At 67.6% G+C, this 26,907-nt stretch carries 24 protein-coding genes; 16 read left to right on the top strand and 8 right to left on the bottom strand.

Annotation, left to right across the window (positions count from 1 at the left end; genetic code table 11):
* Positions 1 to 25: 25 nt before the first annotated feature.
* A complete protein-coding gene (locus ACX9OT_RS02800) occupies positions 26 to 349 on the bottom strand; it encodes a DMT family transporter (protein WP_350259341.1) in 324 nt (107 codons plus the stop codon).
* On the bottom strand, positions 349 to 702 hold the full coding sequence (locus tag ACX9OT_RS02795; RefSeq protein WP_459000790.1) for an SMR family transporter: 354 nt from the start codon (positions 700 to 702) through the stop codon (positions 349 to 351). Before ACX9OT_RS02795 ends, ACX9OT_RS02800 begins: the two co-directional genes overlap by 1 nt.
* Positions 703 to 862: 160 nt before the next feature.
* Between ACX9OT_RS02795 and ACX9OT_RS02790 the strand changes: the two genes are divergently transcribed.
* Positions 863 to 1,714, top strand: coding sequence for a LysR family transcriptional regulator (locus ACX9OT_RS02790; RefSeq protein ID WP_459000788.1), 852 nt, complete (start codon positions 863 to 865; stop codon positions 1,712 to 1,714).
* Between the two features lie 87 nt (positions 1,715 to 1,801).
* Here the strand turns inward: ACX9OT_RS02790 and ACX9OT_RS02785 are convergent, their stop codons facing one another.
* Entirely contained in the window at positions 1,802 to 2,722 is a 921-nt protein-coding gene (locus tag ACX9OT_RS02785; RefSeq protein WP_459000786.1) for a M14 family metallopeptidase, read from the bottom strand.
* A 131-nt stretch (positions 2,723 to 2,853) separates the two neighbouring features.
* Between ACX9OT_RS02785 and ACX9OT_RS02780 the strand changes: the two genes are divergently transcribed.
* The 3 genes from ACX9OT_RS02780 (at position 2,854) to ACX9OT_RS02770 (ending at position 7,614) form a co-directional block, all read left to right on the top strand.
* Entirely contained in the window at positions 2,854 to 4,935 is a 2,082-nt protein-coding gene (locus tag ACX9OT_RS02780) for a TonB-dependent receptor family protein (RefSeq protein ID WP_459000784.1), read from the top strand.
* A gap of 62 nt (positions 4,936 to 4,997) precedes the next feature.
* The gene (locus ACX9OT_RS02775) at positions 4,998 to 6,770 is read left to right on the top strand and encodes a chloride channel protein (RefSeq protein ID WP_459000782.1); all 1,773 of its coding nucleotides are present in this window, start codon (positions 4,998 to 5,000) and stop codon (positions 6,768 to 6,770) included.
* 127 nt (positions 6,771 to 6,897) lie between these two features.
* On the top strand, positions 6,898 to 7,614 hold the full coding sequence (locus ACX9OT_RS02770) for an MgtC/SapB family protein (RefSeq protein WP_005409984.1): 717 nt from the start codon (positions 6,898 to 6,900) through the stop codon (positions 7,612 to 7,614).
* A 1-nt stretch (position 7,615) separates the two neighbouring features.
* On the opposite strand, the gene ACX9OT_RS02765 is transcribed toward ACX9OT_RS02770, so the two are convergent.
* Positions 7,616 to 8,023, bottom strand: coding sequence for a MerR family transcriptional regulator (locus tag ACX9OT_RS02765; protein WP_459000780.1), 408 nt, complete (start codon positions 8,021 to 8,023; stop codon positions 7,616 to 7,618).
* Positions 8,024 to 8,086: 63 nt separating this feature from the next.
* Between ACX9OT_RS02765 and ACX9OT_RS02760 the strand changes: the two genes are divergently transcribed.
* Positions 8,087 to 8,914, top strand: coding sequence for a class I SAM-dependent methyltransferase (locus ACX9OT_RS02760; RefSeq protein ID WP_459000778.1), 828 nt, complete (start codon positions 8,087 to 8,089; stop codon positions 8,912 to 8,914).
* 80 nt (positions 8,915 to 8,994) lie between these two features.
* On the opposite strand, the gene ACX9OT_RS02755 is transcribed toward ACX9OT_RS02760, so the two are convergent.
* From ACX9OT_RS02755 to ACX9OT_RS02740, 4 genes are all read right to left on the bottom strand, one after another.
* Positions 8,995 to 9,285: a DUF6959 family protein gene (locus ACX9OT_RS02755; RefSeq protein ID WP_019659952.1), complete on the bottom strand. Its 291-nt coding sequence runs from the start codon at positions 9,283 to 9,285 to the stop codon at positions 8,995 to 8,997.
* Between the two features lie 121 nt (positions 9,286 to 9,406).
* Positions 9,407 to 10,249, bottom strand: coding sequence for an outer membrane protein assembly factor BamE (locus ACX9OT_RS02750; protein WP_459000775.1), 843 nt, complete (start codon positions 10,247 to 10,249; stop codon positions 9,407 to 9,409).
* A 61-nt stretch (positions 10,250 to 10,310) separates the two neighbouring features.
* Positions 10,311 to 15,338 carry a YadA-like family protein gene (locus ACX9OT_RS02745; protein WP_459000773.1) on the bottom strand — a complete coding sequence of 1,676 codons (5,028 nt, stop codon included), beginning with the start codon at positions 15,336 to 15,338 and terminating at the stop codon, positions 10,311 to 10,313.
* 235 nt (positions 15,339 to 15,573) lie between these two features.
* Complete coding sequence (locus ACX9OT_RS02740) at positions 15,574 to 16,554, bottom strand: AraC family transcriptional regulator (RefSeq protein ID WP_032128070.1); 981 nt, start codon at positions 16,552 to 16,554, stop codon at positions 15,574 to 15,576.
* Between the two features lie 701 nt (positions 16,555 to 17,255).
* Here ACX9OT_RS02740 and ACX9OT_RS02735 point away from each other — a divergent pair.
* The 11 genes from ACX9OT_RS02735 to ACX9OT_RS02685 all read left to right on the top strand — a co-directional run bounded on the left by ACX9OT_RS02735 (position 17,256) and on the right by ACX9OT_RS02685 (position 26,902).
* Positions 17,256 to 17,465: a Flp family type IVb pilin gene (locus ACX9OT_RS02735; protein WP_049398483.1), complete on the top strand. Its 210-nt coding sequence runs from the start codon at positions 17,256 to 17,258 to the stop codon at positions 17,463 to 17,465.
* An 88-nt stretch (positions 17,466 to 17,553) separates the two neighbouring features.
* Complete coding sequence (locus tag ACX9OT_RS02730) at positions 17,554 to 18,099, top strand: A24 family peptidase (RefSeq protein WP_032128071.1); 546 nt, start codon at positions 17,554 to 17,556, stop codon at positions 18,097 to 18,099.
* Positions 18,096 to 18,572, top strand: a complete 477-nt coding sequence (locus ACX9OT_RS02725; RefSeq protein ID WP_459000770.1) for a TadE/TadG family type IV pilus assembly protein — start codon at positions 18,096 to 18,098, stop codon at positions 18,570 to 18,572. The genes ACX9OT_RS02730 and ACX9OT_RS02725 overlap by 4 nt, the downstream gene beginning before the upstream one ends.
* A 23-nt stretch (positions 18,573 to 18,595) precedes the next feature.
* On the top strand, positions 18,596 to 19,633 hold the full coding sequence (cpaB, locus tag ACX9OT_RS02720) for a Flp pilus assembly protein CpaB (protein ID WP_459000768.1): 1,038 nt from the start codon (positions 18,596 to 18,598) through the stop codon (positions 19,631 to 19,633).
* An 18-nt stretch (positions 19,634 to 19,651) separates the two neighbouring features.
* A complete protein-coding gene (locus ACX9OT_RS02715; RefSeq protein ID WP_049398479.1) occupies positions 19,652 to 21,010 on the top strand; it encodes a type II and III secretion system protein family protein in 1,359 nt (452 codons plus the stop codon).
* A 27-nt stretch (positions 21,011 to 21,037) separates the two neighbouring features.
* Positions 21,038 to 22,294, top strand: coding sequence for a CpaE/TadZ family protein (locus ACX9OT_RS02710; protein WP_107432186.1), 1,257 nt, complete (start codon positions 21,038 to 21,040; stop codon positions 22,292 to 22,294).
* Positions 22,279 to 23,628: a TadA family conjugal transfer-associated ATPase gene (locus ACX9OT_RS02705; RefSeq protein ID WP_049398477.1), complete on the top strand. Its 1,350-nt coding sequence runs from the start codon at positions 22,279 to 22,281 to the stop codon at positions 23,626 to 23,628. Before ACX9OT_RS02710 ends, ACX9OT_RS02705 begins: the two co-directional genes overlap by 16 nt.
* A 2-nt stretch (positions 23,629 to 23,630) precedes the next feature.
* On the top strand, positions 23,631 to 24,587 hold the full coding sequence (locus ACX9OT_RS02700; protein WP_107432187.1) for a type II secretion system F family protein: 957 nt from the start codon (positions 23,631 to 23,633) through the stop codon (positions 24,585 to 24,587).
* A 28-nt stretch (positions 24,588 to 24,615) separates the two neighbouring features.
* The gene (locus tag ACX9OT_RS02695) at positions 24,616 to 25,551 is read left to right on the top strand and encodes a type II secretion system F family protein (RefSeq protein ID WP_071229091.1); all 936 of its coding nucleotides are present in this window, start codon (positions 24,616 to 24,618) and stop codon (positions 25,549 to 25,551) included.
* Positions 25,551 to 26,447, top strand: coding sequence for a tetratricopeptide repeat protein (locus ACX9OT_RS02690; protein WP_049423083.1), 897 nt, complete (start codon positions 25,551 to 25,553; stop codon positions 26,445 to 26,447). The genes ACX9OT_RS02695 and ACX9OT_RS02690 overlap by 1 nt, the downstream gene beginning before the upstream one ends.
* Complete coding sequence (locus ACX9OT_RS02685) at positions 26,444 to 26,902, top strand: DUF3613 domain-containing protein (RefSeq protein WP_032128080.1); 459 nt, start codon at positions 26,444 to 26,446, stop codon at positions 26,900 to 26,902. Before ACX9OT_RS02690 ends, ACX9OT_RS02685 begins: the two co-directional genes overlap by 4 nt.
* The last annotated feature ends 5 nt before the right edge of the window (positions 26,903 to 26,907 follow it).

The raw sequence follows: 26,907 nt of genomic DNA, 5'->3' as shown, positions 1-26,907 counted from the left end.
CAACCTTGGTTGGCGCAACGATGCATCACTTCGCAGTACTCAGCAGCAGCACCGCGAAAGTGACCAGCGCGATGCCGACCCAACCAATCGGGCGCAGGCGGTTGCCGAACAACAGCCGGCCGCAGGTGGCGGTACCGATCACGCCGATCGCACCCCACATCGCATAGGCGGTGGCCAGGTCCATGTAACGCACGGCCTGTCCCAGCAGGGCGAAGGCGATCCAGACCATGACGATCGCGCCGACGCCCCAGCGCCAGCGGCGGAAGCCTTCCGACTTGGCCACCATCATGTTGGCGGCGACGTCGATCAGCGCAGAACAGATCACGAAAAACAGAGCGAGGGTATTCATCAGTGCGCCTCCCCGAGGGTGACGCAGACGATGCCGACCACCGCCAGCACCAGGCCGGCCAGCTGCTGCAGCGACAGGCTTTCACCAAAGACAGTGAGGCCGACCACGGTCAGCAGGGTCAGGCCGAGGCCTTCCCAGACTGCATAGGCCACGCCAACGGCGATACGGCGCACTGACTGCGCCAGGAAGAAGTAGGACAGCGCCAGCGCGCCGGCCATGATCACGTAGCCGGTCCAGCCGCCATCGCGGGCGGCATGGGCCATGAACGAGGTGCCAACCACCTCGGCGACGATCGCCACGGTCAGGCAGGCCCAGGCGACCAGCGCGCCACGGGCGGAAACAGTACGGGACATGTGAAACTCCTTGCAGGGCGGGGACCGCGCCACCTCATCAATGGATCCACGCCGTGCGTGGAGGGTCCGGAACGCCCCGCAGACAGGGGCGACGGCGGCCAGTATCATCGTCTTTTACGGTGGGATCAAAATGGATTCCATCGAAAGGAGCGATGGATCAATGCCCTACTCCCCTGAATCCCTGCAGGCCTTCGTGGAAGCCGCGGCGCTGGGATCGTTCTCGGCGGCGGCGCGCCGCCTGCGCAAGACCCAGTCGACGGTCAGCACCGCCATTGCCCACCTGGAAGCCGACCTGGGCGTGAGCCTGTTCGACCGCAGCGGGCGCTACCCACAGCTGACCGAGGCCGGCCGCCAGGTGCTGGGCCACGCGCAGGAGATCCTTGCCGCCGATGCCCGCCTGGAGCAGCTGAGCGTGCGGCTGGCCGCGCCGGTCGAGCCGCGCCTGACCGTGGCGTTCTCCGACGTCTACCAACTGGACCCGGAACAACGGATCCTGCAGCGCTTCGCCGAAGCGTTCCCGGAGATCGAACTGGAATGGCTGGATGCCGAGGGCGAGGACGTGCTGGAACTGGTGAGCAACGGTCGCGCCGCGCTCGGTCTGCTGCCACGGCAGGAACACTATCCGGATGGGCTGGTGGCACGTCCGCTGGCGCATCACAGCGAACTGTCGGTGTACGTGGCGCGCGAGCATCCGCTGGCCAGCGCCGGCCGTCGCGCCGCCGCGCAGTTGGCGCGGCACCGGCAGGTGCGCCTGAGCGCAGAAGTCGATCAATCCCGCGTGGTCACCGGCCTGGCCTGGACGGCGACCGACTACCTGATGGTGATGGAGATGGCCGAGGACGGCATCGGCTGGGCCGAACTGCCACGGGCACTGGTGCAGCGCTACGACCGTGGCCGGCTGCTGGAACTGGTGCTGCCCGGCTGGCCGCGGCGCATCCACAGCGATCTGCTGTGGCGCCGCGACACGCCGCCAGGCCCCGCCGCACTGTGGTGGGCCGACGCGCTGGGCTGAAAAAGGGGACGGAGGGGATTAAGTCGTTTGTGACCCGGCAGTACTGGGTCACAAACGACTTAATCCCCTCCGTCCCTTTTCTATCTGTCAGCGATGGGCGAGCGCGTAATCCAGCGCCGAGCACACCGCCACCACCTGTGCGTCGTTGCACTGCTGCGGGGTCGCGCGCGGGCTGTCCGGGTAGACCTCGGTGGTGGTGGTGTACTTCGCGCCGGTAATGCCGGCGCACAGGCCCAGCTTCTCCAGCGGGTACTCGATCACGCCATGCGCCACCACCGGCGAACCGATGATCTCGCCCTTGTCGTCGGCCGGGGCGATGTGGGTGACCTTCTCCACCGCGGCGATGACCGCCTGCTGGAAGGCCGGTTGTGGGTTCTCGCTGTCGTCCACCAGGTAGAACCCATCGGGAATCAGGCCCGGCTCGAACGGCTTGCCGTCACGCGCGGCCAGCGCCGGGCGGAACTCGCTCTCGTCGCTGTCCGTGGTTTCGTGCAGGTCGATGTGCAGCACGAACTGGCCCTTGTACGGCGCGATCAGTTCGATGACGGCGGTCGATTCGCGGGCCGGGCCATCGGCGCGGAAGTTGCGGTTCGGGTCGATCGCATCGAAGTTCCAGCGGTTGATGCGCTCGAAGCCCCACGGATTCACGCACGGCGCCACCAGCAGGTTGGCCTTGCCGGCATAGTCGGCGGCGTGCTTTTCGAGGAACTCCAGCGCGCCCATCACGCCGCTGGTCTCGTAGCCGTGCACGCCACCGGTGACCAGCGCAGCCGGCAGCGCCGGGTTCCAGTCGCGGCTGCGCAGGGCGAACAGGGTGTAGGTCTCGCCGGCGTAATCGAGCTGGCCATAGGCCACCTTGTCGAAGCGCGAGGCCAGCGCCTCGACGCGCGGCAGCACCTCCTCGTCGTAGCGACGCAGGCGCTGCTGGCGGCCACGCCACGCCTCCCGTTCCGGCGCTCCCCACGGCTGGCCAGGGGTTCCAACGGGGTAGAAGGCGGCTTGGGACATGGCGGATCTCAGCGAGTCAGGAAGCAATCACGCACTTTACCACCGGCCCGCCGGCAGGAACCGCAGACGCATTCCATTGGCGAATGGAATCAGCAATAATTCTCATTTACGACCTTCCACGACCTGCACCGATGCCCATCAACGCCCTCCGACCGGCACGCCTGCCCCTGGCCGCCGCCCTCGCCCTGTGCCTGCTTCCGGCCGCCGGCGCCTTCGCCCAGGATGGCGCCACCACGCTGGACAGCATCCAGGTTTCCGGCAGTTGGCTGGGCACCGGCCTCCACGACAGCGTGAAGAACTTCGCTGGCGCGCGCACCGTGGTGGACCGTCAGCGCATCGAGGCCAGCGGGACGGCCAGCATCGGCGATGCCATGCGCCGCATCCCCGGCGTGCAGGTCACAGACAACTCCGGCACCGCAGGCAGTTCGGTGTCGCTGAACATCGGCGTGCGCGGCCTGACCGGGCGCTACTCGCCGCGCTCGACCGTGCTGCTGGACGGCGTACCGCTGGCGGTGGCGCCGTATGGCCAGCCGCAGCTGTCGTTCGCACCGACCAGCCTGTCCAACATCGAATCGATCGATGTGGTGCGTGGCGGCGGCGCGGTGCGCTACGGGCCGCAGAACGTGGGCGGCATCATCAACTTCAGTACCCGCGCCATTCCCACCGGTGCCGGCCTGCACGGTGAGGCCGGCGTGCGCTACACCGCCTACGACCATGGCGGCGGAGACAGCACCCAGTACAACGCCTTCCTCGGCGGTACCGGCGACAACGGCCTGGGCGCGGCCCTGCTGTACTCCGGCCAGGACGGCCGCGGCTGGCGCCAGGGCAGCGATGACCGCTTCAACGACCTGGCGCTGAAGTTCGCCTACGCCATCGACGCGCAGCAGGAACTGCGTGCCAAGCTGTCCTACTACGATGTGCGCTCGCTGACCCCGGGTGGCCTGACCCGCGCGCAGTACGAGGCCGACCCGTTCCAGAACACCCGCCCCACCGATTTCTGGAAGGGCCACCGCACCGGCATCGACCTGGGCTACACCAACACACTGTCGGCCAACAGCGAGTTCGAGGTGCTGGCCTATTACAACGAAAGCACCCGCGCCAGCTCGCTGATCAACGCCGCCAATACCCAGCTGACCGTGCAGCCGCGCGATTACCGTGTGCTCGGCATCGAGCCGCGCTATACCCAACGCCTGCACTGGGGCGCCAGCGTGCACGACATCACCGCCGGCTACCGCTTCCTGCGCGAGCGCGGCAACGACCGCAGCTACACCGTCACCCGCCGCACCGGCGTGGCCAGCGCCACCACCCGCTTCGACAACGCCACCGACGCCCATGCGTTCTTCATCGACGACCGCATCGCGATCGGCCAGTGGCGGATCACCCCGGGCGTGCGCATGGAATGGATCGACATGGACCGCCGCCAGGCGGGTGGCGCGGCGACCTTCAGCAGCCGCAACGACAAGGCGCTGCCCTCGCTCAACATCGCCTACCTGCTGACCCCGCGGCTGACCGTGTTCGGCAACTACACCACCTCGTTCGGGCCGGTGCAGAACATCCAGTTGAATTCGCAGACCGCCAGCAACCCGCTGAATCCGGAAATCGCCAGGACCACCGAACTGGGTGCACGCTGGCAGGACGGCGCACTGCGCGCGGAAGTGACCGTGTTCAAGATGCGCTTCGACAACCAGATCCTGCAGGTACCGGGGATCACCCCGCCGACCTTCCAGAACATCGGCGCCACCGACCACAAGGGTGTGGAGAGCGCGCTGGAGTACCACTTCAGCGAAGACAGCGCGCTGGCCGGGCTGGAGCTGTACGCAAACTACACCTGGACCAAGGCGATCCAGCAGTCCGGCGACAACCGTGGCCTGGACGTGCCGTTCTACTCGCGCGACACCGACAGCGTCGGCGCCCGCTACGCGCTGGCCGGCTGGACCTTCAATGTCTCCAGCACCCACCAGAGCGGCCAGTTCTCCGATGCGGCCAACACCTGGGATGAGACCGCCGACGCACGCGTGGGCCGCGTGCCGGGCGTACGCCTGTGGAACGCGCAGGTGGCCTGGCAGGTGCCCGGGCTGGGCGACAGCGAGATCGCGCTGGGCGTGAACAACCTGGCCGACAAGCGCTGGTACACCCGCAACGTCGATGGCAATGCCGGCCGCATGGTGGCCGCGCCGCGCACCTTCTACGTGCAGGGCCGCTACCGCTTCTGACGCAGTAGCCGCCCGATGCAGTGACGGCGGCGATCACGGTGGCGGCGTATCATGCCGCCACCATGTCACTGCCTGTTTCGCCATCGCGCCTGCATCTGGCCTTCCAGGGCCTGCGCCTGCGCCTGCGCGGCAGCGACCTGTGGTTCATCGCGCTTGCCCTGCTGGTCGGCCTGATCGCCGGCTACCTGACCCTGCTGCAGTCCGGCATCGCACGCTGGCTGCAGGGCACCCTGTATGGGCTGGACGACGGCATGCGCCTGAGTTCCCTGCCCTCACTGACATGGACAGCGCTGCTGGTGCTGCCGCTGGGTGGCCTGCTGGTCGGCCTGGTCAGCCTGGCCGCGACCCGGCTCAAGCGGCCCCTGCTCGATGCGGTGGAAGCCAATGCCCTGCATGGCGGCCGCATGTCGATGCGCGACAACCTCATCGTGCTGACCCAGACCCTGCTGTCCAACGGCTGCGGCGCCTCGGTCGGGCTGGAGGCGTCGTATACGCAGATGGGCGCGGGCAGCGGCTCGCAGCTGGGCCGGGTGATGCGCCTGCGCCGCAACGACGTGCGCATCCTGGTCGGCGCCGGTGCCGCCGGTGCCATCGCCGCCGCCTTCGGGGCGCCACTGGCCGGCGCGTTCTACGCCTTCGAGATCGTCATCGGCGCCTACACCCCGGCCGCACTGGCCCCGGTGGCGGTAGCCGCGCTGGCCGGCGCGTTCGTGGCTGACCAGGCCGGCATCGAGGCCTACCTGCTGCCGGCCGCCTCGACGATTGATGTCCGCGCCGCCGACTACGCCATCTATGGCCTGCTCGGCTGCTGCTGCGCGATGGTCGGCATTGCCATCATGCGGCTGATCGCCTCGATCGAGGGCACGGTCAAGCGCAGCCCGCTGCCTGCCTGGGGTCGGCCGGTGGTCGGTGGACTGCTGCTGATACCGCTGGCCCTGGCCAGCCCGCAGGTGCTGTCGTCCGGACATGGCGCCCTGCACCTGGACCTGACCACGCACCTGCCGCTGATCTGGATCGGCGGCCTGCTGACCCTGAAGTGCCTGGCCTCGGGCATCTCGCTGGGGTTCGGCTTCCGTGGCGGCCTGTTCTTTGCCTCGCTGTTCATGGGCACCCTGGTCGGCGCGCTGTTCGCCGGCCTGCTGGCCATGGCCACCGGCGTGCCGGTGGTCGACGCCACCTCCGCCGCGCTGGCCGGCATGGCGGCGCTGGCCGCAGCCGTGGTCGGCGCGCCGATGACCATGGCCATGCTGGTACTGGAAGGCACCCACGACTTCCTGCTGACCAGCGTGGTGATGAGTGCGGTGCTGGTGTCCAGCACGCTGGTGCGGCAGTGGTTCGGCTATTCGTTCTCGACCTGGCGCATGCACCTGCGCGGCGAGACCATCAAGAGCGCGCGCGACGTGGGCTGGGTACAGAACCTCAACGCCGGCCGGTTGATGCGCAAGGGCGTGGCCACCGCCCCGTCCGACCTCGATGCCGCCGCCTTCCGCCAGCGCTTCCCGCTGGGCTCGGGCAGCCGCGTGATCCTGATCGACAGCGAAGGCCATTACGCCGGGATCGTGCAGATTCCGCGCGTGTACGGCGACGGCGTGAAGCCCGAAACCACGATCGGCGAACTGGCGGAAAACCGCGACGTGTCACTGCTGCCAAGCGCGGACGTGGTCACCGTGATGCAGCGCTTCGACCACACCCAGGCCGACGAACTGGCCGTGGTCGCTGCCGACGGCCAGGTGCTGGGCGTGGTCTCCGAAGCCTTCGTACGCAAGCGCTACGCCGAGGAACTGGACAAGCGCCAGCGCGAGCTGATGGGCGAGCGCGTCGAGGACACCGACTGACCCGCAAAAAGGGGACGGAGGGGATTAAGTCGTTTCTGGCACGCTGGCTATCCACGCGTGGCGTGGACCGCTGGAAATCCACGCATGGCGTGGATCTACTGTCACTGCGACGGGGTAGACTCCGGCCATGCGCTTCATTGAAACCTTCCAGGCCGGCCCCTTCGCCGACACCGTGGTCAGCCTGCTGGCCGCCTTCGTGCTCGGCACGCTGATCGGCGCCGAGCGCCAGTACCGGCAACGCACCGCCGGCCTGCGCACCAACGTGCTGGTGGCGGTGGGTGCCGCTGCCTTCGTCGACCTGGGCATGCGTATCGCCGGCAGCGCCGAGGCGGTGCGGGTGATCTCCTACGTGGTCTCCGGGGTCGGCTTCCTCGGCGCCGGCGTGATCATGAAGGAAGGCATGAACGTACGCGGCCTGAACACTGCCGCCACCCTGTGGTGCTCGGCGGCGGTCGGCAGCTGCACCGGTGCGGACATGCTGGCCGAGGGCGTGCTGCTGACGGTATTGATCATTGCCGGCAACACCCTGCTGCGGCCGCTGGTGAATGCAATCAACCGCATTCCGATCAACGAGGCGGCGACCGAAGCCACCTATGAAGTGCGCCTGAGCGTGGATGCCGAAGCGGTGCCACGTGTACGCGAACGCCTGGTCGATGCGCTGGAGGCTGCGCAGTACCCGGTGGGCGATGTGCAGGTGGTCGAGCATGCCGATGCGCCCACCGATGTGATCGCGGTGCTGGTCAGTACCGCCGTGAGTGCCGATGAGCTGGACGTGGTGCTGGCGCGTATGGAACACGTGCCGGGCGTGCTGCACGCCACCTGGGAAGTCAGCACCCGCGATTGATTCATCTACCCGCCCTGCGCTGCTGCGCACGTAGCAGCTTGCGGAACGAACCGCACTGGCGTGCATCCTGCGCTTCCGGGCAGGCCGCGGCGCGTTGCAGGTGACGGCGTATCCGCTGCAGCTGGCTGATCTGTTGCTGCAGCACATCAGCCTGCGCCAGCAGCGCCTCACGATCCAGCGTGAGGCAGCCGCGCTGCGGCGGCAGCGATGCCCCGATCTGCTGCAGCGACAGCCCGGCCGCCTGGCCAAGGCCGATCATCGCCAGCCGTTCCAGCACCTGCTCGTCGTACTGCCGGCGCAGGCCGCGACGGCCGAGGGCCTGCAACAACCCCAGCTGCTCGTAGTAGCGCAGGGTCGAGGCCGGCACGCCACTGCGCTTCACCACCTCGCCGATATCCAGTTCACGCACGGGCTTGACCTCAAGTCGCCTTCAAGCATCAACCTATGGGCAACTTCCCGGCAGGACAAGGCCATGGCCAGTACATCCCCCGTTGATCAGAATGCGCTCTGGAATGGCCCTGGCGGCCAGATCTGGGTCGCCCAGCAGGCCATCCTCGATGGCCTGTTCCAGCCGATGGCCGACCTGCTGGTCGCCGAACTCCCGGAGACCGTCACGCAACTGCTCGACATCGGCTGCGGCACCGGCGCCAGTCTGCTTGCATCAGCCGCCGCTCGTCCGGCGGCACAGAGCACCGGCCTGGACATCTCCGCGCCGATGCTGGCGCTGGCCCGCCAGCGCGCCGAGGCAGTGGGACTGGACGCGGACTTCATCGTGGCAGACGCGCAGCGGCATCCGTTGCCGTCCGCGCACTTCGACTGGATCCAGTCGCGGCTGGGCGTGATGTTCTTCGAGGACAGCCAGGCCGCCTTCGCCAACCTGCATCGTGCCGCGACACCCGGCGCGGGGCTGCGCTTCATCGCCTGGCGCAGTGCCGACGAGAACCCATTCATGACCACGGCCGAGCGCGCCATCGGCGATGCACTGGATCTGCCGCCCCGGGTGCCCGGCGCGCCGGGACAGTTCGCCTTTGCCGATGGCGGGCAGGTACAGCGGCTTCTGCAGGCCGCCGGTTGGAAGGATGTGGAGGTGGTTGCGGTAGACCTGCCCTGCTCGATCGCCCGCGAAGACCTGCCGACCTATGTCGGCCAGCTGGGCCCACTGGGGCTGGCCTTGCGCGCAATGCCGGAAGACCGCGCCACCGTGCTCCGCGACCAGGCACTGGCTGCATTCGCGCCGTTCATCGAAGGCGACCGCGTACGCGTGGGTGCCGCCTGCTTGCTGGTCCGCGCCCGCGCCTAGGAAAAGGGGACGGAGGGGATTAAGTCGTTCTTGCCCCGCGTGTGCCGGAAACGACTTAATCCCCTCCGTCCCCTTTTTCTTTACAGCGCCTCGCCGGCGTCGGCCAGGCGCGATTCGATCAGTGCGTACCACTGCTGCAGCACGTCGATCAGCATGTCCAGCTCGGCGTCGGTGCGCTGCGCGCGCCCACTGCGCAGGCAGGCCTGGGCTTCCTGCAGCTGGGCCAGGAAGCCGGCCACGGTGTCTGCCTGCAGGATCAATCCCGGCAGTCGCCGCCCGGGAATGCGCACCACCGCATGATTGCCGAGCTGGCCGTACACACTCAGTGTGGTTTCCGTCTTCATGGAAAGAGGCAGGAATTGGGCGTTCATCGCGTGCACCATGGAAAACCTGAGCCGCCGGCAGGCGTGGACAACGGGGGAGACGTGGCCACGTCCTGCCGGCGGTCAGGGGGGACTCGGGATGCCGGGGACTTGCCCCGGCGCAGGATTCTCAGCGTGGCTGCGCCACACCCGCGATCTGCACGCGCCGGTTCGGCGCCAGGCAGGCGATCAGCTCGCGACGGTTGCGCTGCTCGCACTGCACGATCGGCTCGGCCGCGCCGCGTCCTTCGGCACTGATGCTGGCTGCAGGCACGCCGCCCTGCACAAGCGCGCTGCGCACGGCCTCGGCACGTCGCTGCGACAGGGCCTGGTTGTAACTGGCACTGCCGATACGGTCGGTATACCCGGTCACCCGGATTGACTGCACCTGACTGGCCTCGCGCACCTGCGCCAGTACGCCCTGCACGGCCTGCTGGCCTTCGGCGCTGAGCACCGCGCTGTCGAAACCGAACAACGCATCGGCCGACAGCCGCAGCGGCTGTTCCGGCAGCGGTGCCGGTACCGGTACTGGTGGGGCCGGTGGCCGCGGCGGCTCCAGCACGGCCGCGCACGATTCCGGCTTCCAGTAGCCCGCCTGGGCAATGCCCTTGCTGTCAAAGCGGACCTGGAACTGGCAGGTGAAGTACTCCGCACCTTGCGCGGTGCGGAAATTGAACAGGTAGTTCCACTCGCGCACGCCCCACATGCCTTCATTGAAATGCGGCGTGCCCAGCAGCGTGTACAGCTGCCGCTTGGTCATGCCCGGCGCGAAGCGGCGCAGGTCGGCGACGTCGGGATAGATGCCCTCCTTCAGCGAGGCCTTCGAGGCCTCCGGGAAGTGCACGGCGGTGGCTTCGGCAGGACCCTCGGCGGCCGGCACATGGCTGCGGCAGGCGGCCAGCAGGCCCATCCCCAGGACCAGGCCCAGCACTGCGGCCATCTGGCCGGTGCGGGCGATGCGATGCTGTTTCATGTCATTCCCCCTTTGGACGTTTCCGCGATGCCGGGCCGCGCGTGCGGCCCGGCGGCGGGGATCACCACTGGATGCCGGCACCGACGGCCACACCGGCCTCGCCACGGCTGTTGGTGGAGCCGCTGAACTTGTAGATCCAGCGCCCTCCTTCGGAGACACCGGAGATACCAACCGCCACGCCCGACTCGCCGTTGTAGCTGCCGGCGGCGACCGAGGCCATGCTGCGGCCCGCTTCGCTGGGCTGCGGCAGTGCTGCGGTGGCCATAGCCGAGGCGATACCGGCCGAGGCGCGGTTGTCGGTCTTGCGCAGGTCGCGCTCGAAGCCACCCATGCGCTCGTCGGTGTAGGCCTTCGACCAGTCCAGGGTCTGCGCCATGCCCGACTTCAACTGGTCGACGTTGACTGCGTCGGTACCGGCGGTGCCGGCGGCGACGTTACGCACCGTGGTCGGGCCGCTGTTGGTGCTGCCCAGCGTGACACTGTTGTAGTTGGTCGCGCCGTTCACCGTGGTGTCGTAACGGATCGTGCCCTGCTGCGAGGCCTGCAGCTGGCGTACGTTGACCGCGTCGGTCGCCTGCGAACCGTCGGCCACGTTGACCACCTGGCGTTCGGCACCGGCGGCACCCACTGAGACCGTGTTGGCCCGGTTCGCCACCGAACCCGCACCCAGCGCCACCGAGTTGTCGGCCTGCGCCTGCGAGCCATTGCCCAGCGCGGTCGAGTTGGCACCGGCGGCGGTGGAGCCAGCGCCACCTGCGGCCGAATTGGCACCGCTGGCGGACGGATCGGCCAGGTTGTTGGTGTTGTTGGCGCGGAAGCTGCCGGCCACGTTGGTGATGTTCTGGATCTTCTGGTCGGTGTACTTCTTCGATTCGTCGATGGCGTAGTTCACGCCGTTCTTCAGCTGGCCGACGTTGGTCGCGTCGTACGTATCGGAACCGTCGGCGACATGGGTGATCTTGCGCTCGCTGCCGGTGCTGCCGACCGAAACCTCACCGGCCGAGTTGCTGGCGCCGGTCTGGCCATAGGCGCCGGTGTAGCCGCTCTGCGCACCGACGCTGGCCACCGACCCGGCACCCAGGGCGACGCTGTTGCCGGCACTGGCGCTGGCGCCGTTGCCGACCGCCACGCTGTTGGCACCGGCCGCACTGGCCTGCGGGCCGACCGCCACCGCTTCCGCACCGGCAGCCGTTGCAGGCGCTGCGGTCGAGTTCACTGCCAGGTAGGCACTGCCACCGCTGTTGTTGGTGATGCGTTGGTTGAGGACCTTCAGCGAGCCGTCCACCGCAGTGAAGGCGGCGGTGACATTGTTGTAGTCGCCGCTGGTGAAGGTGCCGTCGGTGGCGATGCTGGAGATGCTGAACTTCGGCGCGGTCCACACGTTGGTGGTGCCGTTGTACGCGGTGGTGCCACCGAAGTAGTTGGCGATGGTGCTGTTCGTGCTGAACAGCTGGTCGCCGGTGATGGCATCACTGCTGCCGGCCAGGATGCTGCCGGCGGCGACGTTGGTGATCTTCACCGCGCCGGTGCCGGTACCCGTCAGCGTCACGCTGTTGAGCACGATGCCACTGCCATCGACGTCGTACTTCACGGCCAGCTTGTCGATCTCATCGGTCTGGTCGGCGACGTTGGCTAGCGAGTTGCTGACCGCATCGAAGGCGGTACCGACGTCGTTGTAGCTGCCCTTGGTCACGGTGCCGTTGGCGGCGACGTTGTTGATCGAGTAGGTCGGTGCGGTCAGCACGCCGCTGGCGTTGACCGCCGCGCCACCACCGAGGTGGGTGGCCACGGCCTGGTTGGCCGCAAACAGCTGGGCACCGTTGATGGCCTCGCTGCTGGTGGCACTGACCTGGCCCGGGCCGAGATTACGCAGCGTGGTGGCCGTGCCGGTCTGGCCGAGCGTGGCACTGGCGTAGTTGACGCTGCCGTCGCCATTGAGGTCATAGCGCAGTGCCCCCTGTTCCGACGCCTGCAGCTGGCCGACATTGACCGCATCGGTCGCTGCGGTACCCGCAGCCAGGTTGGTGACCTGACGCTCAGCACCGGCGGCACCGATGGACACGCTGTTGGCACGGTCAGCCAGGCTGCCGGCACCCACCGCGATGCTGTTGGCGGCGGTGGCGCGGGCGTTGGTACCGACCGCGATCGAGTCGGCGCCGCTGGCCAGTGCCTCGGTACCGGTCGAGTTCACCCGCAGGTACTTGGTGCCACCGTTGCGGATGTCGGTGATCTGCGTGTTGAGGTTGACCAGCGAACCATCGACCGCGGCGAAGGCATCGGTGGCGTTCTCATACAGACCCTTGGCGATCGCACCGCCGGTGGAGATGGTGCTGATCTCGAACAGTGGTGCAGTGAAGGCACCACTGGCCGGATCGAAGGCTGCACGACCGCCGAAGAAGCTGGCGATGGCCGCATTGGTCGCCGCCAACTGGCCGCCATTGACCGCTTCCAGGCTGCCGGCGGTGACCGCACCGCCGGCCAGGTTGCCGATGGTGGTAGTGCCGGTGCCCGCACCGAGCGTGACACGGCGATAGTTCGGATTGCCGGCACCGTCCAGATCGTAGGTCACCGCAGCGGCCGCCACATCATCGATCAGGCTGATGGCACCCTTCAGCTGGGCCACGTTGACCGCATCGGTATTGACACTACCGGCGGCCACGTTGGTGATCTGGCGCTCGCCGCCACCGGCGGTACCCACCGACACTTCACCGGCCGAGACCTGCGGCGCAGTGAGGCCATAGGCGCTGTAGCTGGCCTGGGCACCGCGCAGCGCGGCCGAGCGGTAGCCCAGTGCGACCGAGTTGGCCTGGTTCGACGTCGCCTCGGCACCGAGCAGGGTCTGCCCGTTGGCCGTGCCCACCGCACTGTCGCCGACGATCACCGAATGGCCCATGCGTGCGGCGTAGTCCGCGGTCGGCACACCGGTCGGGTTGCTCGGATCATTGGTGCCGGCGCCCGGGAAGGCGACGTTGGCATCGACCTTCGGCAGCTCGTGGCGGGCATTGGCACCGATCACCACTTCCTTCGAACCGTTGGCAAAGGCGCCGTCACCCATCAGCACCTGGTAGTCCTGCGCCGCATTGACTGCCCAGCAGGAGATGTCGGCGAGGACAATATCCAGGCACTTGGCCGCCCATGCCGGCGAATCCTTCGGCAGCAGCAGCCCGAGCAGGCCGCCCGGATTGCCGTTGTTGATGTTGTAGATGTAGCTGTCGGAGGTGACACCACCGATCAGGGTCAGGTGCGAGCTACCGCCGGTGACGGCGCCACCCAAGCCGTTGAGAGTGCTGCCGACCGGCGACAGGTTGACCACCGGCAGGCCCAGCACATTGACCGTCGAGTAGGTCTGCATCACGTTGGCGTTGCTGAGCTTGAGGTTGCCGTTGCTCAGGTAGCCGTTGCCGCCGAACAGGCTGGTGGTGGTCGGGCCAATCAGCTGCCCGACGTTGCCAACCAGGCCGCCGGTGCCGATGATCAGGCCCGCGTTCGGATCGGCCGGAGCCGGCGCCTTCGGGCTGGTCGGCGGAATCGCCGAGGGCTTGGTCAGGCCGAGGCCGCTCAGCGTGCCACCGACCAGGCCACCCACGGCACTGCCGAGATTGCCGATGGTGCCATTGAGGTTGCCGTTGAGCAGGTTACCGACGGCGCCGCCGACATTGCCGAGCGTATCGCCCAGCAGGCCACCGAGGCCGCCGGTGCTGCCACCTGTAGCGCCATTGAGTACACCGCCGACGGTGCTGCCCACCGCACCCACTGTATTGTTGAGCGTGCCGCCCACGGCGCCACCAACTGCACCCACCGTGCCAGCCGCACCATTGAGTGCGCCGCCGACGGTGCTGCCGACCGAACCGACCGTGCCGTTGAGCGCACCACCCACAGTTCCGCCGACTGCACCAACCGTGCCAACCGCACCGTTGAGTGCCCCGCCGACGGTGCTGCCGACCGAGCCGACCGTGCCGTTGAGTGCACCACCCACAGTGCCGCCGACTGCACCAACCGTGCCAACGGCGCCATTGAGCGTGCTGCCCACTGCTCCGCCCACCGCACCAACCGTGTTGCCGACGGTGCCATCAAGCACGCCACCCACGGCGCCACCTGCCGCGCCGACAACGCCGCCCACCAGGCCACCCACGCCCAGTGCGCTGTTCTGCGCTGCCACAGTCGCTTGGCCGGCCAGCTTCAGATTGCGGTCGGCCACGACTTCCTGGCCATCGGGCGCCTGCACGCGCACTTTGCCGGCAACACCGGTATCGAAAGCTGCGGTGATCGCACGATCATGGGTCTCGCCCGGCAGCTCCTCCTTTGCCGGCAACGTGACCGCTGCCGTCGCCTTGACCTGCCCCTGACCGTCGATCTGGTGGCCCGCCAGCTTCAGCTGCGAATCCACCTTGCCGTCAACGGACGCCTTGAGGCCGGACAGCGAGCCAGCGGATGCGCCAGCAACAGCGGCAGCCGCCTTGGCACCGGTATCGATCGAGGCCACCTGGGCACCGGCGATGCCAACCCTGGCCTTCGCCTGCGCATCCGCAGCCACACCGAGCGGCGCATGCGCGGACTGCGCAACGTTGGCCGCCAGTGAGGCATCCATCTTCGCCACATTGGACGCTGCGTGCCCCAGCCCGACATTGGCGCGAACATCGGCGGCCAGTGCAGGAACCGCGACCTGCTTCGGCGCGGCGTTCGCCGCCAGCTTCACCTGTACGGTAGCCGGCAGCACGTCGCGCACGATCGGCAGCGAGGTCGTACTCAGCTGCAGGCCCACACGCGCGTCTGCGCTGATCGCCGGACTGCTCTGCGCCTGGCGCGATGCCGCGGCCAGCGCGACTTCTGCGTCGACCTTGACCGGCATCGGCTGCGCGTACTTCGCGGCCAGTGCCTGCAGATCACGCAGCGACTGATTGGATTCGGATGCTCCTGCATGCCCGCTGGCCAGCGCACACAGCAGGGCCAGGGCCAGTGCGGTCGGCATCAGCAGGACACTGCGCGGATCGCGAGCGGCGCTGCCGCCGCTATCGCCGGTGGCCAGTTCCGAGGCCACAACCAGAGCATTGAGCTGGCGGTTCCATACACGTCGGTAGATGCGGTTCATGAGCATTTCCCCCGTAGGCGAACAACTGGAATGTCAGTGGACTTGCCGTTAGGCAGGTGACTGACATTTCAGCGTTTGCAACGGCGGCTGCGCACTTCATTCCGGCACGGCAATCGCGCATTCCGGCAAATCCACGGTCGGAATCGGCAGCCAGTTATGCAGAAGCGGCAACCATATCGGCAAGCGGATATGCAATTCCGGCAGGAACCGCCGGGAAACCCTTATGGGGCCTGGATCAGGCGGGCTGGCCGATCTGCGCGGGTGCGCGCATCAGCGTGTCACGCGGCAGTTCACCGAAGACCTTGCGGTAGTTGTCGGCGAAACGCGAAAGGTCCCACAGGCCACAACTGAGGGCGATGGCCTTGACCGAACGGCGGCTGGAATCGGCCATCGACAGGCTGCGGCAGGCTGCGCACAGGCGCAGCATCGACAGGTAACGATTGGGCGACGTACCGAACAGGTCCTCGAACGCGTAGCGCAGCCCACGCTCACTGACACCGGCAGCGTCGCAGATCTCATTCATGTAGATATTGCGGCGCAGGTTGAGGCGCATGAAGTTTTCCGCCCGCTGTGCGATCAGATAATGCGTGCGCCGCGCACGGCTGCAACCCGGGCGTTCGGCGGAACCCGCACCCAGCAGTGCCTGCACGTGTTCGTGCAGCAGCCGCTCAGTTTCCTCCGGCTGCAGGCCCGTGCCCTGGCCCAGCTGCAGGTGCAGCTGCTGGTAATGCTGTGCCAGCGGGGCGGCCTCGCTGGCGAGATTGAACAGTGAAAGCGCCTGTCCGGCCGGCGGCGTGCTGCGCAGGCTCAGTTCGGTCAGCTTGCGTTGCACCCGTGCCACCGGCACCAGCATCAGGGTCATGTGCGTGCCCGGGCTCAGGGTGAACTCGCTGATGCCCTCGGGCATCACGGTCAGCGCCATCCCAGGGGCAAGCGGTACGCCATGGCACCAGCTCAGGGTTTCATCGGTCGCATGCAGATACCCCAGCATCGCCCAGTCCGGCGGCAGCATGAAACGTCCACGGCAATGGAATCCACAGCTGATGCTGCAGAACAACGCCTCCTCGTGCACGCGTGACGCGAAGGCCGCCCGCGGCCCATTGCCATCGAGCAGAAGCAGTTCGACATCACATACACGAAGCACGCCGCTCAGCGTCGCCAGGTCGATCGACCGCAGGCCGCTGTCGTCGCTGTCTCCTACCCCACCATCGACCATGACAGTGTCGTCCCCCCGATTATCCGCCGTGCGGTACGGCCCCCCACTGCCTGACAGGGCGCGCACCTCTCATGGAATCTCTTCCATCACCGGGATGCGCGCCGCCAAGGTGCGCACCCCAAAAGAAACGCGAGTACTTGAATGCGAGTACTTGAATGCGAGTATGCCCGATAATTCAACGGGGTAAACATCTGCACCGCGTTGAATAAGATGGATACAGAGGTGAAAATCAGATTGTCGCGTTTGGCACGGTTTTCGCATGCGACCTGAAGCCTGCCTCACATTATCTGCACGTCGATGAATCGTTGTGCGGGCGAACGGATTTCCGTCACAGAACCCGGCTTGAAAATTAAGGACCAATGGGATTCTGCCGAATTTGCATATAGGTTCCGGTTGCAGCCGGCCGCCATTCAGGCAAAGTCGATAACACGGTGATCCGGTCTTTGATAATGACCGCACCCAGGGGGACAGCATGACCATGCACGTATCGCTCGACACGTCGACCACCGGCCCCGCGCCGCGCGGTCGCGGTTGCGCGAACGGCGTCCCGCCTGGAAACGATCACCCTGCTTGAGCACAGCGGGTCCATCCCGCCGTGCCTCCTCCGCCAGGACGTGCGGAGGTCCACGGACGATCCCGGCGGAGCCGGGCCACCGCCCAACAGGTGTCCTGTAGCAGACAGGTAGAGGGAGACAAACGTCATGAACGCATCGATCCGCAAGTTCCTGAAGGAAGAAGATGGCGTTACCGCACTCGAGTACGGCCTGCTGGCGGCTGTGATTGCCGGCATCCTGATCGCGGTCGGCAATGCGCAGATCAAGTCCTTCTTCGAGACCCTGTTCACCAATCTCTCCGCATTGGCCACCAAGGCCTCCGGTAGTGCAGCACCGCCTGCCGGCGGCGGGGGCTGACCGGGACCGCGCGCAGCCGTCGGCTGCGCTTGCGGCTCATTGCAGAAGGCGGCGGCTGACCGTCCACTGACGGACAATGGAGGGTGCCATGACACTGCTGGGATTGCTGGCCATCGGTGTGTGCCTGCGGATCGCGATCAGCGATCTGTACGCCCGTCGGGTGCCCAACGCCTGGCTGCTGTCCGCATGCGCGATCACCGTTGTCGTGCTCATCGCCGGACAGTTCAACGCGCCGCGCCTGCCGTGGGCTTCCCACGTTGCCGGCGCGGCGCTCGGCCTGGTCGCATTGCTGCCTTTCCATGCAGTGCGCTGGATGGGCGCCGGTGATGTCAAGTTCTTTTCGGTACTGGGATTGATGCTGGGCTGGCAGGCACTACTGCCGATCTGGATCGCGGCCAGCCTGGCAGCGGGCGCACATGCCGCACTGGTGCTGGTATCGCGACGGTTGGGTCCAGTACTGCCCATCGGCCTTCAAGCCCATATGCATCGGGCAAGTTCGCAATGGCATTCGCACCCGGCGCTGCGCGGGATGCAGAGCGCCCGCCAGGGACGCCAAGGCATTCCCTACGCCGCCTACCTGGCGGTATCCGCCATCGCCTGGGTCCTGATCAGCACGTACGGAGGCGTGGCATGAACATCCACAACCGACGCCGGCAACGTGGCGCGGCCAGCATCGAGTTCGCGCTGATTTTGATGCTGGGCCTGCTGCCGCTGCTGCTGTTCACGTTCTCCGGCGTAATGATCATGGCGGCCCAGCAGACGTTGGCAACCGCCTCGGCCGAGGGTGCACGTGCATCGCTGCGCTATGGCAGCGCCAACGAACGCCGTACTGCCGCCTGCGTTGCAGCGCGTAGTTCGATGCAGTGGCTGCTGAACTTCTCGGGTCAGCCGGTCGACTGCAGCAATGGCGGAAACAACGCCATTCTGGTTTCCGCGCAGGCCCCCTGCGCCGGACTGGCCAGCGCCCAGTGCATGACCGTGACGGTCAGCTACGACTACGCAAGCCATCCCTTCCTGCCCGGCACCGCCACGCTTTACAAGTGGGTGATGCGGGCTCCCATCCGCAGCGTCGCGGTCGCTCAGCTCGACCTCGGCAGCGGCAACTGACGTTCGGTACAGGAGACGGTTCCATGCTCAAGTTGACCCGCATTGCTGCCGTCGCCCTGATCGGGCTGGCCGTGCTGCTGGCGGTGATCGCCTTGATGATCGGGCGCAAGCCGGCCGCACCGGCAACGGTTGCCCCGGTAACGCAGAGCGAAGCCCAGGCGATCACCGTGGTGGAAGCGGTGGCGCGACTGCCGGCCGGCGAACCGATCTCTGCCAACGGACTGCGTCTCGCACAGCGCAGCGCCCCGGTTTCCGGTGCCGCCACCAGCATTTCCGCCGTGGTCGGAAAGGTGCCGGTGCAGGACATCGCCGAAGGCACGGCGATCAGCAGCAACGCACTCGCGCAGGGATTCTCGCTGCAGCTGCGCCCCGGGGAACGCGCACTCGCGGTCCCGGTCGACGAGCTGGTGGGGGCCGGCAACCGCATCCTGCCCGGTGATTTCGTCGACGTGTTCCTCAACTTGCGCACTGCCCAATCCAACCCCAGCGGCCCGGCCGACGCAGCGCAGACGCGCCTGCTGCTGTCGCGCCTGCGCGTGCTCAGCTATGGCCAGCAGGACATCGCCCCGGCCAACCATGACGCTGTTGCCAGCAACGAGGCTGATGGCCGCAACGATCCGCGCGCCGCCGACATCACCGGAAGCAGCAGCACCCAGAGCACGGGCAGCGGGACCGCCCAGCCGGCACGCAGCGCGGTATTGGCGGTGCCGGTGGCCGATGCCAACCGGCTGCTGCTGGGTGCACAGCAGGGCAAGCTGTTCCTCGCCCTGCGCAACCCTGCCGATTCCGGCCAGCCCGATCTGGCGCTGTTCCCGCAGGCACGCGGGGTGATTGATCCCCTGCGTGGCCTGGATGCGGAACAGCAGCTTGCGCTGCAGCGGCCAGAGAATCACGCCTTCGCCGGCATCGACGGCGATGCATTGGCCGGCCGCAGCAACGCGCCCGCGCGCAGCACCCAGGATGCCCCGGCACGCGCACCCGCACCACGGCGCAGCGCCCCACGCGCATCGGGCATCGAAATCATCCGAGGTGACAGCTCCGGCCCCCGTGGTTCCCTTTGACCTGCATCGAGCGCATCCATGACCGAACGTCGCCGCAGTCCACGCCCTTCCCCCCGCCAGCGCTGGCTGGCCCTGCTGCTGGTGCTGCTGGCACCGGCGACAAGCGTGGCCGCCGACGACCTGGTGCTGCAGGCGCGTGAGCAGCGCCCCTGGACCCTGCCGGGTGATCTGGAGCGGGTCGCCATTGCCGATCCGGGCGTGGCCGATATCGTGATGCTGCGCGGCCAGCGCCAGGCCCTGCTGGTCGGCAAGGCGCCGGGCACCACCACGCTCCTGCTCTGGCACCGCAAGCAGACCGAACCACAGCGCCTGCAGGTGCGGGTACAAAGTGCGGTACAGGGTGCGGCCGACGCCGGCGCGAACGGGCTGGTATTCACCCAACAGGACAATCAGGGCCTGCTGCAGGGAAGCACCGAGAGCGTGCTGTCGCACATGCAGGAGCAGAAGACTGCCGCCATGGCCCTGGGCAAGGATGGCCTGCTTGCCGACGCATCCACGGTGAGCAGCGGCGGCGTGGTCCAGGTCGAGGTCAAGGTGGTCGAGTTCAACAAGACCGCACTGAAGCAGATCGGCATCAGCTTCCAGAACCGCAATGGCAACTTCGCCTACGGCTTCGCCCGCCCGGGCGGCCAGTTGCCGGGCAACACCGGCATCCTGCCCGGCATGAAGGAAGGCAACTCCGGCAACGAAGCCGAATCGCCCATTTCTTCGGCCTTCCGCCTGGTGTTCGGCTCGACCAAGGGCCTGTGGAATGCCGACGTCGACCTGCTGCAGAGCAATGGCATGGCGCGTGTGCTGGCCGAGCCGACACTGGTCGCGCTGTCCGGGCAGAGCGCCAGTTTCCTGGCCGGCGGCGAGCTGCCGATCCTGGAACCGCAGGGACTGGGCACCACCACCATCACCTACAAGCCCTTCGGCATCGGCCTGACCGTGACACCGACGGTACTGGCACCGAACCGCATCGCCCTGAAAGTCGCACCGGAAGCCAGCGACCTGGACTACAGCAACGCCATCGCGCTCAACGGCGTGCAGATTCCCTCCATCACCACCCGCCGCGCCGACACCACGGTCGAACTGGGCGATGGCGAGAGCTTCGTGATCGGTGGCCTGGTCAGTTCCAACGTGGTTTCCAGCGTCGGCAAGATCCCGCTGCTGGGTGACCTGCCGATCATCGGCTCGTTCTTCCGCAACTTCGACTACAAGCGCCAGGACAAGGAACTGGTGATCATCGTCACGCCACGCCTGGTGAAGCCGCTGGCACGCAACACCGAGCTGCCGCTGCCCGGCGACCGCGAGGCCAAGCCGCACATGCCCGAATGGGGCGCCTGGCTGCTGGGTCCTATCAGCCAGGACCCGGTGCCCGGCTTCTCACGCTGATTCCATGATGCCTGCGATACCACGCCCATGCCCTACGCCACTGCCCAGCCGCTGCATCCGCAAGGACCGCCGATGAACCTGGTCCTGTACGGAATGGATCGCGAACTGCTGCCCCGGCTGGCGGCGAAACTGCCGCCAACCACCACCCTGCACTGGCAGGACAGCAGCACGCCGACCTCCGCCCAGGACCTGCAACGCGGGCCGCAGAGCCTTGTGCTGCTCGACTTCCGCCCGGAACATGCGGCCGCCTCCAGCGTGCTGGCGCAGCAACTGCAGCAGACCGAGCCGGATCTGGCATTGGTTGCGGTCGGTGCCACCAGTGCCGGCCAGGTGGAAGGCGTTGTCATCGCATTGCGGGCGGGCCTGCGTGATGTGCTGGACCTGGACAGCGACAACGTCGGCATCGAGGCCGCGCTGCGTCGCGCCCTGTCACCACGACCGGCTGCCGCCGCGCAGCAGGCGCACAAGGCCCGCCTGATCGTCCTGCTGGGCGTGCGCGCCGGGGTCGGCACCAGTACGCTGGCCGCGCATCTTTCGGTGCTGGCACAGCAGACCCGTGCACTGGCACAGGGCGAGGCACTGCAGCAGGATGGCCTGCTGATGGAGCTGGCCCAGCCTTCGGGCGACCTCGCCCTGTACCTCAACCTGGACAGCCGCTTCCACTACGAAGACGCGCTGCGCAACGCCAGCCGCATCGACGCCACCCTCGCCCGTACGGCCATGGCCCGTCACGATTCCGGACTGGTGCTGCTGGACCGCGCCAGCGGCAGCGATGCGATACCGCCGTCCGATCCGGGTGCGCTGCTGCAGCGCCTGCGCACCGTGTTCGCCAGCGTGCTGTGTGATGCCGGTGGCTGCCCGCTGCGTCAGCTGCCGCCGCTGCTGCTGGACCAGGCCGACGAGATCTGGCTGGTCACCGATGCCTCCATTGCCACACTGGTGTCGCTCGACCAGGCACTGAAGCATCTTGCCGGCCAGCGCGAACGCGAGAAGCGCCTGCAGCTGGTGATCAACCGCCACGATGACAGCAGCGGCATGAGCCCGGAGCAGATCGCGCGCCGCTTCGAGGTTCCCCTGCTGGCCACGCTTCCCGAACGACCGCGCGTGCGCCTGGCTGCCAGCCAGGGCCACCTGCTGCTGCAGGATGCGCCGCGCGACCCCTACCTGCGTGCCCTCGCCCCGCTGGTTTCGCGCCTGGATCCGGCTGCCTGCCCGGTCCGGGCGCAGGGCCTGCGGGAAAGACTCTCCCTTGCCCTGGGTGGATCGCAATGGAAGACAAGGTAACCCCGTTCCCGCATGCCGTTGCCCGGCCGGTGCTGCCCGAAAGCTCGCCGGGCCATCAGCCGTTCGCGCAGACCGAGCAGTACCAGAAGGTGCTGTCGGCCGCGCATGAGCACCTGCTCAACAGCATCGAGGACGAGCGAATCGACATCGATTCCTGGGCCCCCGACACCATCGCCCGCTGGGTGCAGGTGCAGACGGTGGGCTTCATCCAGGAGTGGCGCATCCCGATCAACGAAGAGGAGATGCAGGTGGTCGCCGACGGCCTGGTCAAGGAGCTGACCGGCTTCGGCCCGCTGGACGACCTGCTGCACGACCCGTCCATCGAAGACATCCTGATCAACGGTTTCAAGGATGTGCACGTGTCCCAGGGCGGCCAGCTCAAGCGGGCCACCCAGCGCTTCACCGATGACACGCACCTGCTGCGCATCCTGCGCCGCATCCTCGCCCCGCTTGGGCGCCGCCTGGATGACTCCAATCCGATGGTCGATGCGCGCCTGCCCAACGGCGGCCGTCTCAACGCGATCATCTCGCCACTGGCGGTGGATGGACCGATGGTGTCCATCCGCAAGTTCCGCAAGGACCCGTTCACCCCCGATGAACTGCTGGCCAAGGGCACCTTCGATGCGCCGATGCAGGCCTTGCTGAAGGCGATGGTACTGGGTCGCTGCAACATCCTGGTGTCCGGCGGCACCAGCTCGGGCAAGACCTCGCTGCTGAACGCCCTGGCCAGCTACGTCCCCGCGAACGAGCGCGTGATCACCGTCGAAGACACCGCCGAGCTCTCGCTCAACCACCCGCATGTAGTTCGCCTGGAAAGCCGTATCGGCGGCGCCGAAGGGCACGGTGCGGTCAGCATCCGCGATCTGGTCCGCAACAGCCTGCGCATGCGCCCCGACCGCATCGTCGTCGGCGAGGTGCGCGGTGCCGAGGTGCTGGAAATGCTGCAGGCGATGAACACCGGCCATGACGGCTCAATGGCCACCATCCATGCCAACTCGCCGCGCGACTGCCTGTACCGCATCGAGATGCTGGCCGGGTTCGCCGGGTTCCAGGGCAGCGAGGACAGCCTGCGTCGGCAGATCGCCAGTGCCATCGATTTCATCGTGCAGATCTCGCGCCTGGGCAGCGGCCGGCGCGTGCTGGTCTCGATCACGGAAATCACCGGTGTCAGCGACAACCTGATCACCACCCAGGAAATGTTCCGCCACGAGCTGCAGATCGACGGCAACGGCAAAGAGATCGATCGCTGGGTCGGGCTGGGCTTCCATCCGCACTCGCACAAGCTGGAGCCGTTCCGCCAGCAGCTGCGCGAATCGCTCTACGGAGACTTCTGAGCATGGGAACCGGCGCGCTGCTGGGCATGCTGAGCATCATCGCGGTGCTGCTGGCGCTGGCAGCCTGGCTGTGGGGCACGGCCAGCAGCCGTGAGCAACGCCAGGTTTCAATGCGGCACGCCGAGCAGCAGCTTTCGCGCGGAAGCGCCACGGGCGGAGCACCCGCCGGGCCGTCCGTCACCGCTGCCAACGACCCGGCGCGGCCCGCCAGCGCCGGGCGCCGCGTGCTGCCGCTGGATGGCCTGCTGCAGCGCGCAGGGCTGCAGACCGGCTGGAAAATTCCCATCATGCTGCTGGTACCGGGGCTGATACTGTCGGTGGTGGCGATGCTGCGGCTGGGCACGGCTTGGATGTTTCCGCTGACCCTGCTGCTGTACCTGCTTGGCTGCTGGCTGTGGGTGATGCGGCGGACCACGAAGCTGCGTGCGCAACTGCTGCACCAGCTGCCGGACTTCCTCGACAACCTGGTGCGGCTGACCGCACTGGGCAACAGCCTGCAGGCAGCGTTCCAGGTTGCGTCGATGCAGACCAGCGCGCCGTTGCGCGGGCTGCTGGACACCACGGTGCGCTTTGCACGCAGCGGCATGGAGCTGGACCGTGCACTCGCACAGGCCTCGCATCCCTATCGCATGGATGTGCTGAAGGTGTTGTCGGTGGTGATCGGTGTCAGCGTGCGCATCGGCGGGCGCTCCGACCAGATCCTGCAGCGCATGGGCGATTTCATGCGCGATCTGGAACAGGCCCAGCAGGAGCTTGCAGCGACCACCTCGGAGACGCGGATGTCAGCGTGGGTGCTGGGCCTGTTGCCACCGGCCTGCGCGGTATTGATGGCGATCACCAGCCCGGACTTCTTCCAGCCGGTGCTGCACGCTCCGCTCGGCCACAAGATCCTGCTGCTTGCACTGGGCATGGAACTTGTCGGTGGCTTCCTGCTGTATCGCCTGGCCAAGTCGCTATGAACCCCCTTCGCCCCGCCGGAGACAACCGATGAGCGCCAGCGCCTGGTTCGCCCTCTCCCTGCTCGTGCTGGCCGCCGGTATCGCCCTGCTCGGTATCGGCGGCTGGGTACGCAGCCATCGTGAGCAACGTACAACGGCCACCTTGAAGACTGCCCTGCAGCCGCGCGAGGCGTCCCGTGACACCGAGCCTGCGCGGCACGATTCGCTGGGCTGGCTGGAACGCTTCGGCCGTGCCCTCAGCGGCGGCCGGCTGGAAACGGCGTTGCTGGCCAATGAAGACCGGCTGCTGTTGGATCTGGCCGGGTGGAACACCCGCCGCGGTACGGCCATCTACCTCGGCCTGCGCCTGCTGCTGGCCGTGCTGGTGCTGGTACTGGCGCTGACATTCAGCAGCGTCACCGGGCTGGCCAGGATCATGGTGATCATCGGCGCCCTCGCCGCCGGCCTGCTCCTGCCCAAGTTCGTTCTCTCCTCCTGGGTGAAACGGCGCCGACGAGCGGTCGACAACGAGCTGCCGCTGCTGATCGACCTGCTGCGTCTGCTGCAGGGCGTGGGCTTCAGCATGGACCAGAGCCTGCAGACGCTCGGCGACAAGCTGCGCGATGCATTGCCGGTCCTCGGCGGCGAGCTGCAGGAGGCCAACATCGCCTATACCCACGGCCGCACCCGCGCACAATCCCTGCGCCGGCTGAGCGAGGTCTATGCCGACGATGACCTGACCAGCCTGATGCAGCTGATCCTGCAGGTGCACGCCCATGGCGGCGCGGTGCAGGAGCCCCTGCGGCAGTTCAGCATCCGCCTGCGCGAACAGCGTCGCAACACGCTGAAGGAAAAGGTCGGCAAGCTCTCGGTGAAGATGACCGTGGTGATGATGCTGACCCTGCTGCCAGCGTTGATGCTGGTCCTTGCCGGTCCGGCGCTGGTCGCGCTGGCCACCACCATGTCCAAGATGGGGTCCCCCTGATGCCTGCCCTGCGCACTTCCTGCCTGATTGTTGCCCTGGCTGCCGTTGCCGGCGCCAGCGGCTGTGCATCGACCACGCCGAAGTACCTGCGCGCGCCCAGCCTGGCCGCGCCCGAACCGGCACCGCAGGACAGCCGCAATGCCTACCTGGAGCTGATCGAGCGCATGCAGCAGCAAGGCGCATGGTATGCCTCGCTCGCCCACGTCGACGCCTTCCGCCAGCGCTACGGCGATCCGCCGGCGTTGCGCCTGCTGCAGGCCGACGCGCTGCGCGAGACCGGCCAGGCCGATGCCGCGGTCACCCTGTACCGCGATCTTTCCAGTGGCCCCCAGGCCGCCGCGGCCGCCCATGGCCTGGGCCTGATTGCCGCGCGCCGCGACGACGACGCCGGCAGTGAGCAGGCGTTGGCGCGGGCGACCGAACTGCAGCCATTGAATACAAGCTATCTCGGCGACCTGGGCTATGCGCGGCTGCGCGCCGGGCAGTTCGAGCGCGCGCGCGAACCCCTGGCCAAGGCGCTGGAGCTGTCGCCGGGCAATGCCAAGGCCACCGCCAACCTCGCCCTCTGGGCGGTACTGCGGGGCGACACCGCCACTGCCGAACGCCTCGCCCAGCAAGCGAACCTCAACGACGAGACCCGGCTCAGCATCCAGCAGCAGGCGGCGCAGATCCGTGCCCGCCTGCAGCAGCGCCAGGCCGCAGCGGCAGCCGCCGCAGTCGTGCCGGCCGCTGCCCGTGCTCTCGCCAGCGATGCCGCCGGCAACCCGCCCGGCGCCACGCGACTGGCGGCGGAACCGCGCCGCGACAGCCGCGATGAACGCGATCCGCAGCGCCTGCCGCCCTCGATGCTGGAACGCTTCAGCGCCTCCGACCACCCGAACGGGAACACACCATGACCGCGACGCCCCTGACCCGACGCCTGCTGCCCGTTCTGATCTGCCTGCTGCCAGCCGCCGCCGTGCAGGCGCAGCAACAGCCGCTGACCGGGCAGATGCTTGGCGGCAGCACGCCGGCTGCGTCGGCTTCGCAGCCGCTGCAGTCCGAGTCACTGCCCACCGTGGACCTGGCGGCCCCGCCAGCACCGGTGCCTCAGGCGGCGCCTGCAGCAGTGGCCAACACCGACGGCAGCACTGCAGCCCCGCGGCCCGGCCGCAGCCAGATCGGCGATACCACGCGCAATCTGTTCCGCCTGCAGGCATCGGGGCAACAGGCCGGACAGCACCTGCCGATCCTCGGCGACCAGGCGACGCTGAGCTACGCCCGCTACATGAAGAGTTTCGAACACGAGATCCCGGACTTCTTTGAAGCCGATGTCGCCAAGTCCAAGGGATCATCCTCATCTGGACGCTGAGGTAG

Source organism: Stenotrophomonas genospecies 3 (assembly GCF_054473855.1).
This window is presented reverse-complemented; position numbering and strand designations above follow the sequence as displayed.

Bases quoted from the DNA above. Each gene is read 5' to 3' on its own strand.
- ACX9OT_RS02790 (WP_459000788.1), top strand. From the start codon at position 863: ATGCCCTACTCCCCTGAATCCCTGCAGGCCTTCGTGGAAGCCGCGGCG.
- ACX9OT_RS02735 (WP_049398483.1), top strand. From the start codon at position 17,256: ATGAACGCATCGATCCGCAAGTTCCTGAAGGAAGAAGATGGCGTTACC.
- ACX9OT_RS02760 (WP_459000778.1), top strand. From the start codon at position 8,087: ATGGCCAGTACATCCCCCGTTGATCAGAATGCGCTCTGGAATGGCCCT.
- ACX9OT_RS02685 (WP_032128080.1), top strand. From the start codon at position 26,444: ATGACCGCGACGCCCCTGACCCGACGCCTGCTGCCCGTTCTGATCTGC.
- ACX9OT_RS02715 (WP_049398479.1), top strand. From the start codon at position 19,652: ATGACCGAACGTCGCCGCAGTCCACGCCCTTCCCCCCGCCAGCGCTGG.
- ACX9OT_RS02695 (WP_071229091.1), top strand. From the start codon at position 24,616: ATGAGCGCCAGCGCCTGGTTCGCCCTCTCCCTGCTCGTGCTGGCCGCC.
- ACX9OT_RS02755 (WP_019659952.1), bottom strand. From the start codon at position 9,285: ATGAACGCCCAATTCCTGCCTCTTTCCATGAAGACGGAAACCACACTG.
- ACX9OT_RS02780 (WP_459000784.1), top strand. From the start codon at position 2,854: ATGCCCATCAACGCCCTCCGACCGGCACGCCTGCCCCTGGCCGCCGCC.
- ACX9OT_RS02775 (WP_459000782.1), top strand. From the start codon at position 4,998: ATGTCACTGCCTGTTTCGCCATCGCGCCTGCATCTGGCCTTCCAGGGC.
- ACX9OT_RS02785 (WP_459000786.1), bottom strand. From the start codon at position 2,722: ATGTCCCAAGCCGCCTTCTACCCCGTTGGAACCCCTGGCCAGCCGTGG.
- ACX9OT_RS02795 (WP_459000790.1), bottom strand. From the start codon at position 702: ATGTCCCGTACTGTTTCCGCCCGTGGCGCGCTGGTCGCCTGGGCCTGC.
- ACX9OT_RS02700 (WP_107432187.1), top strand. From the start codon at position 23,631: ATGGGAACCGGCGCGCTGCTGGGCATGCTGAGCATCATCGCGGTGCTG.
- ACX9OT_RS02690 (WP_049423083.1), top strand. From the start codon at position 25,551: ATGCCTGCCCTGCGCACTTCCTGCCTGATTGTTGCCCTGGCTGCCGTT.
- ACX9OT_RS02725 (WP_459000770.1), top strand. From the start codon at position 18,096: ATGAACATCCACAACCGACGCCGGCAACGTGGCGCGGCCAGCATCGAG.
- ACX9OT_RS02740 (WP_032128070.1), bottom strand. From the start codon at position 16,554: ATGGTCGATGGTGGGGTAGGAGACAGCGACGACAGCGGCCTGCGGTCG.
- ACX9OT_RS02745 (WP_459000773.1), bottom strand. From the start codon at position 15,338: ATGAACCGCATCTACCGACGTGTATGGAACCGCCAGCTCAATGCTCTG.
- ACX9OT_RS02770 (WP_005409984.1), top strand. From the start codon at position 6,898: ATGCGCTTCATTGAAACCTTCCAGGCCGGCCCCTTCGCCGACACCGTG.
- ACX9OT_RS02710 (WP_107432186.1), top strand. From the start codon at position 21,038: ATGCCCTACGCCACTGCCCAGCCGCTGCATCCGCAAGGACCGCCGATG.
- cpaB (WP_459000768.1), top strand. From the start codon at position 18,596: ATGCTCAAGTTGACCCGCATTGCTGCCGTCGCCCTGATCGGGCTGGCC.
- ACX9OT_RS02705 (WP_049398477.1), top strand. From the start codon at position 22,279: ATGGAAGACAAGGTAACCCCGTTCCCGCATGCCGTTGCCCGGCCGGTG.
- ACX9OT_RS02750 (WP_459000775.1), bottom strand. From the start codon at position 10,249: ATGAAACAGCATCGCATCGCCCGCACCGGCCAGATGGCCGCAGTGCTG.
- ACX9OT_RS02800 (WP_350259341.1), bottom strand. From the start codon at position 349: ATGAATACCCTCGCTCTGTTTTTCGTGATCTGTTCTGCGCTGATCGAC.
- ACX9OT_RS02730 (WP_032128071.1), top strand. From the start codon at position 17,554: ATGACACTGCTGGGATTGCTGGCCATCGGTGTGTGCCTGCGGATCGCG.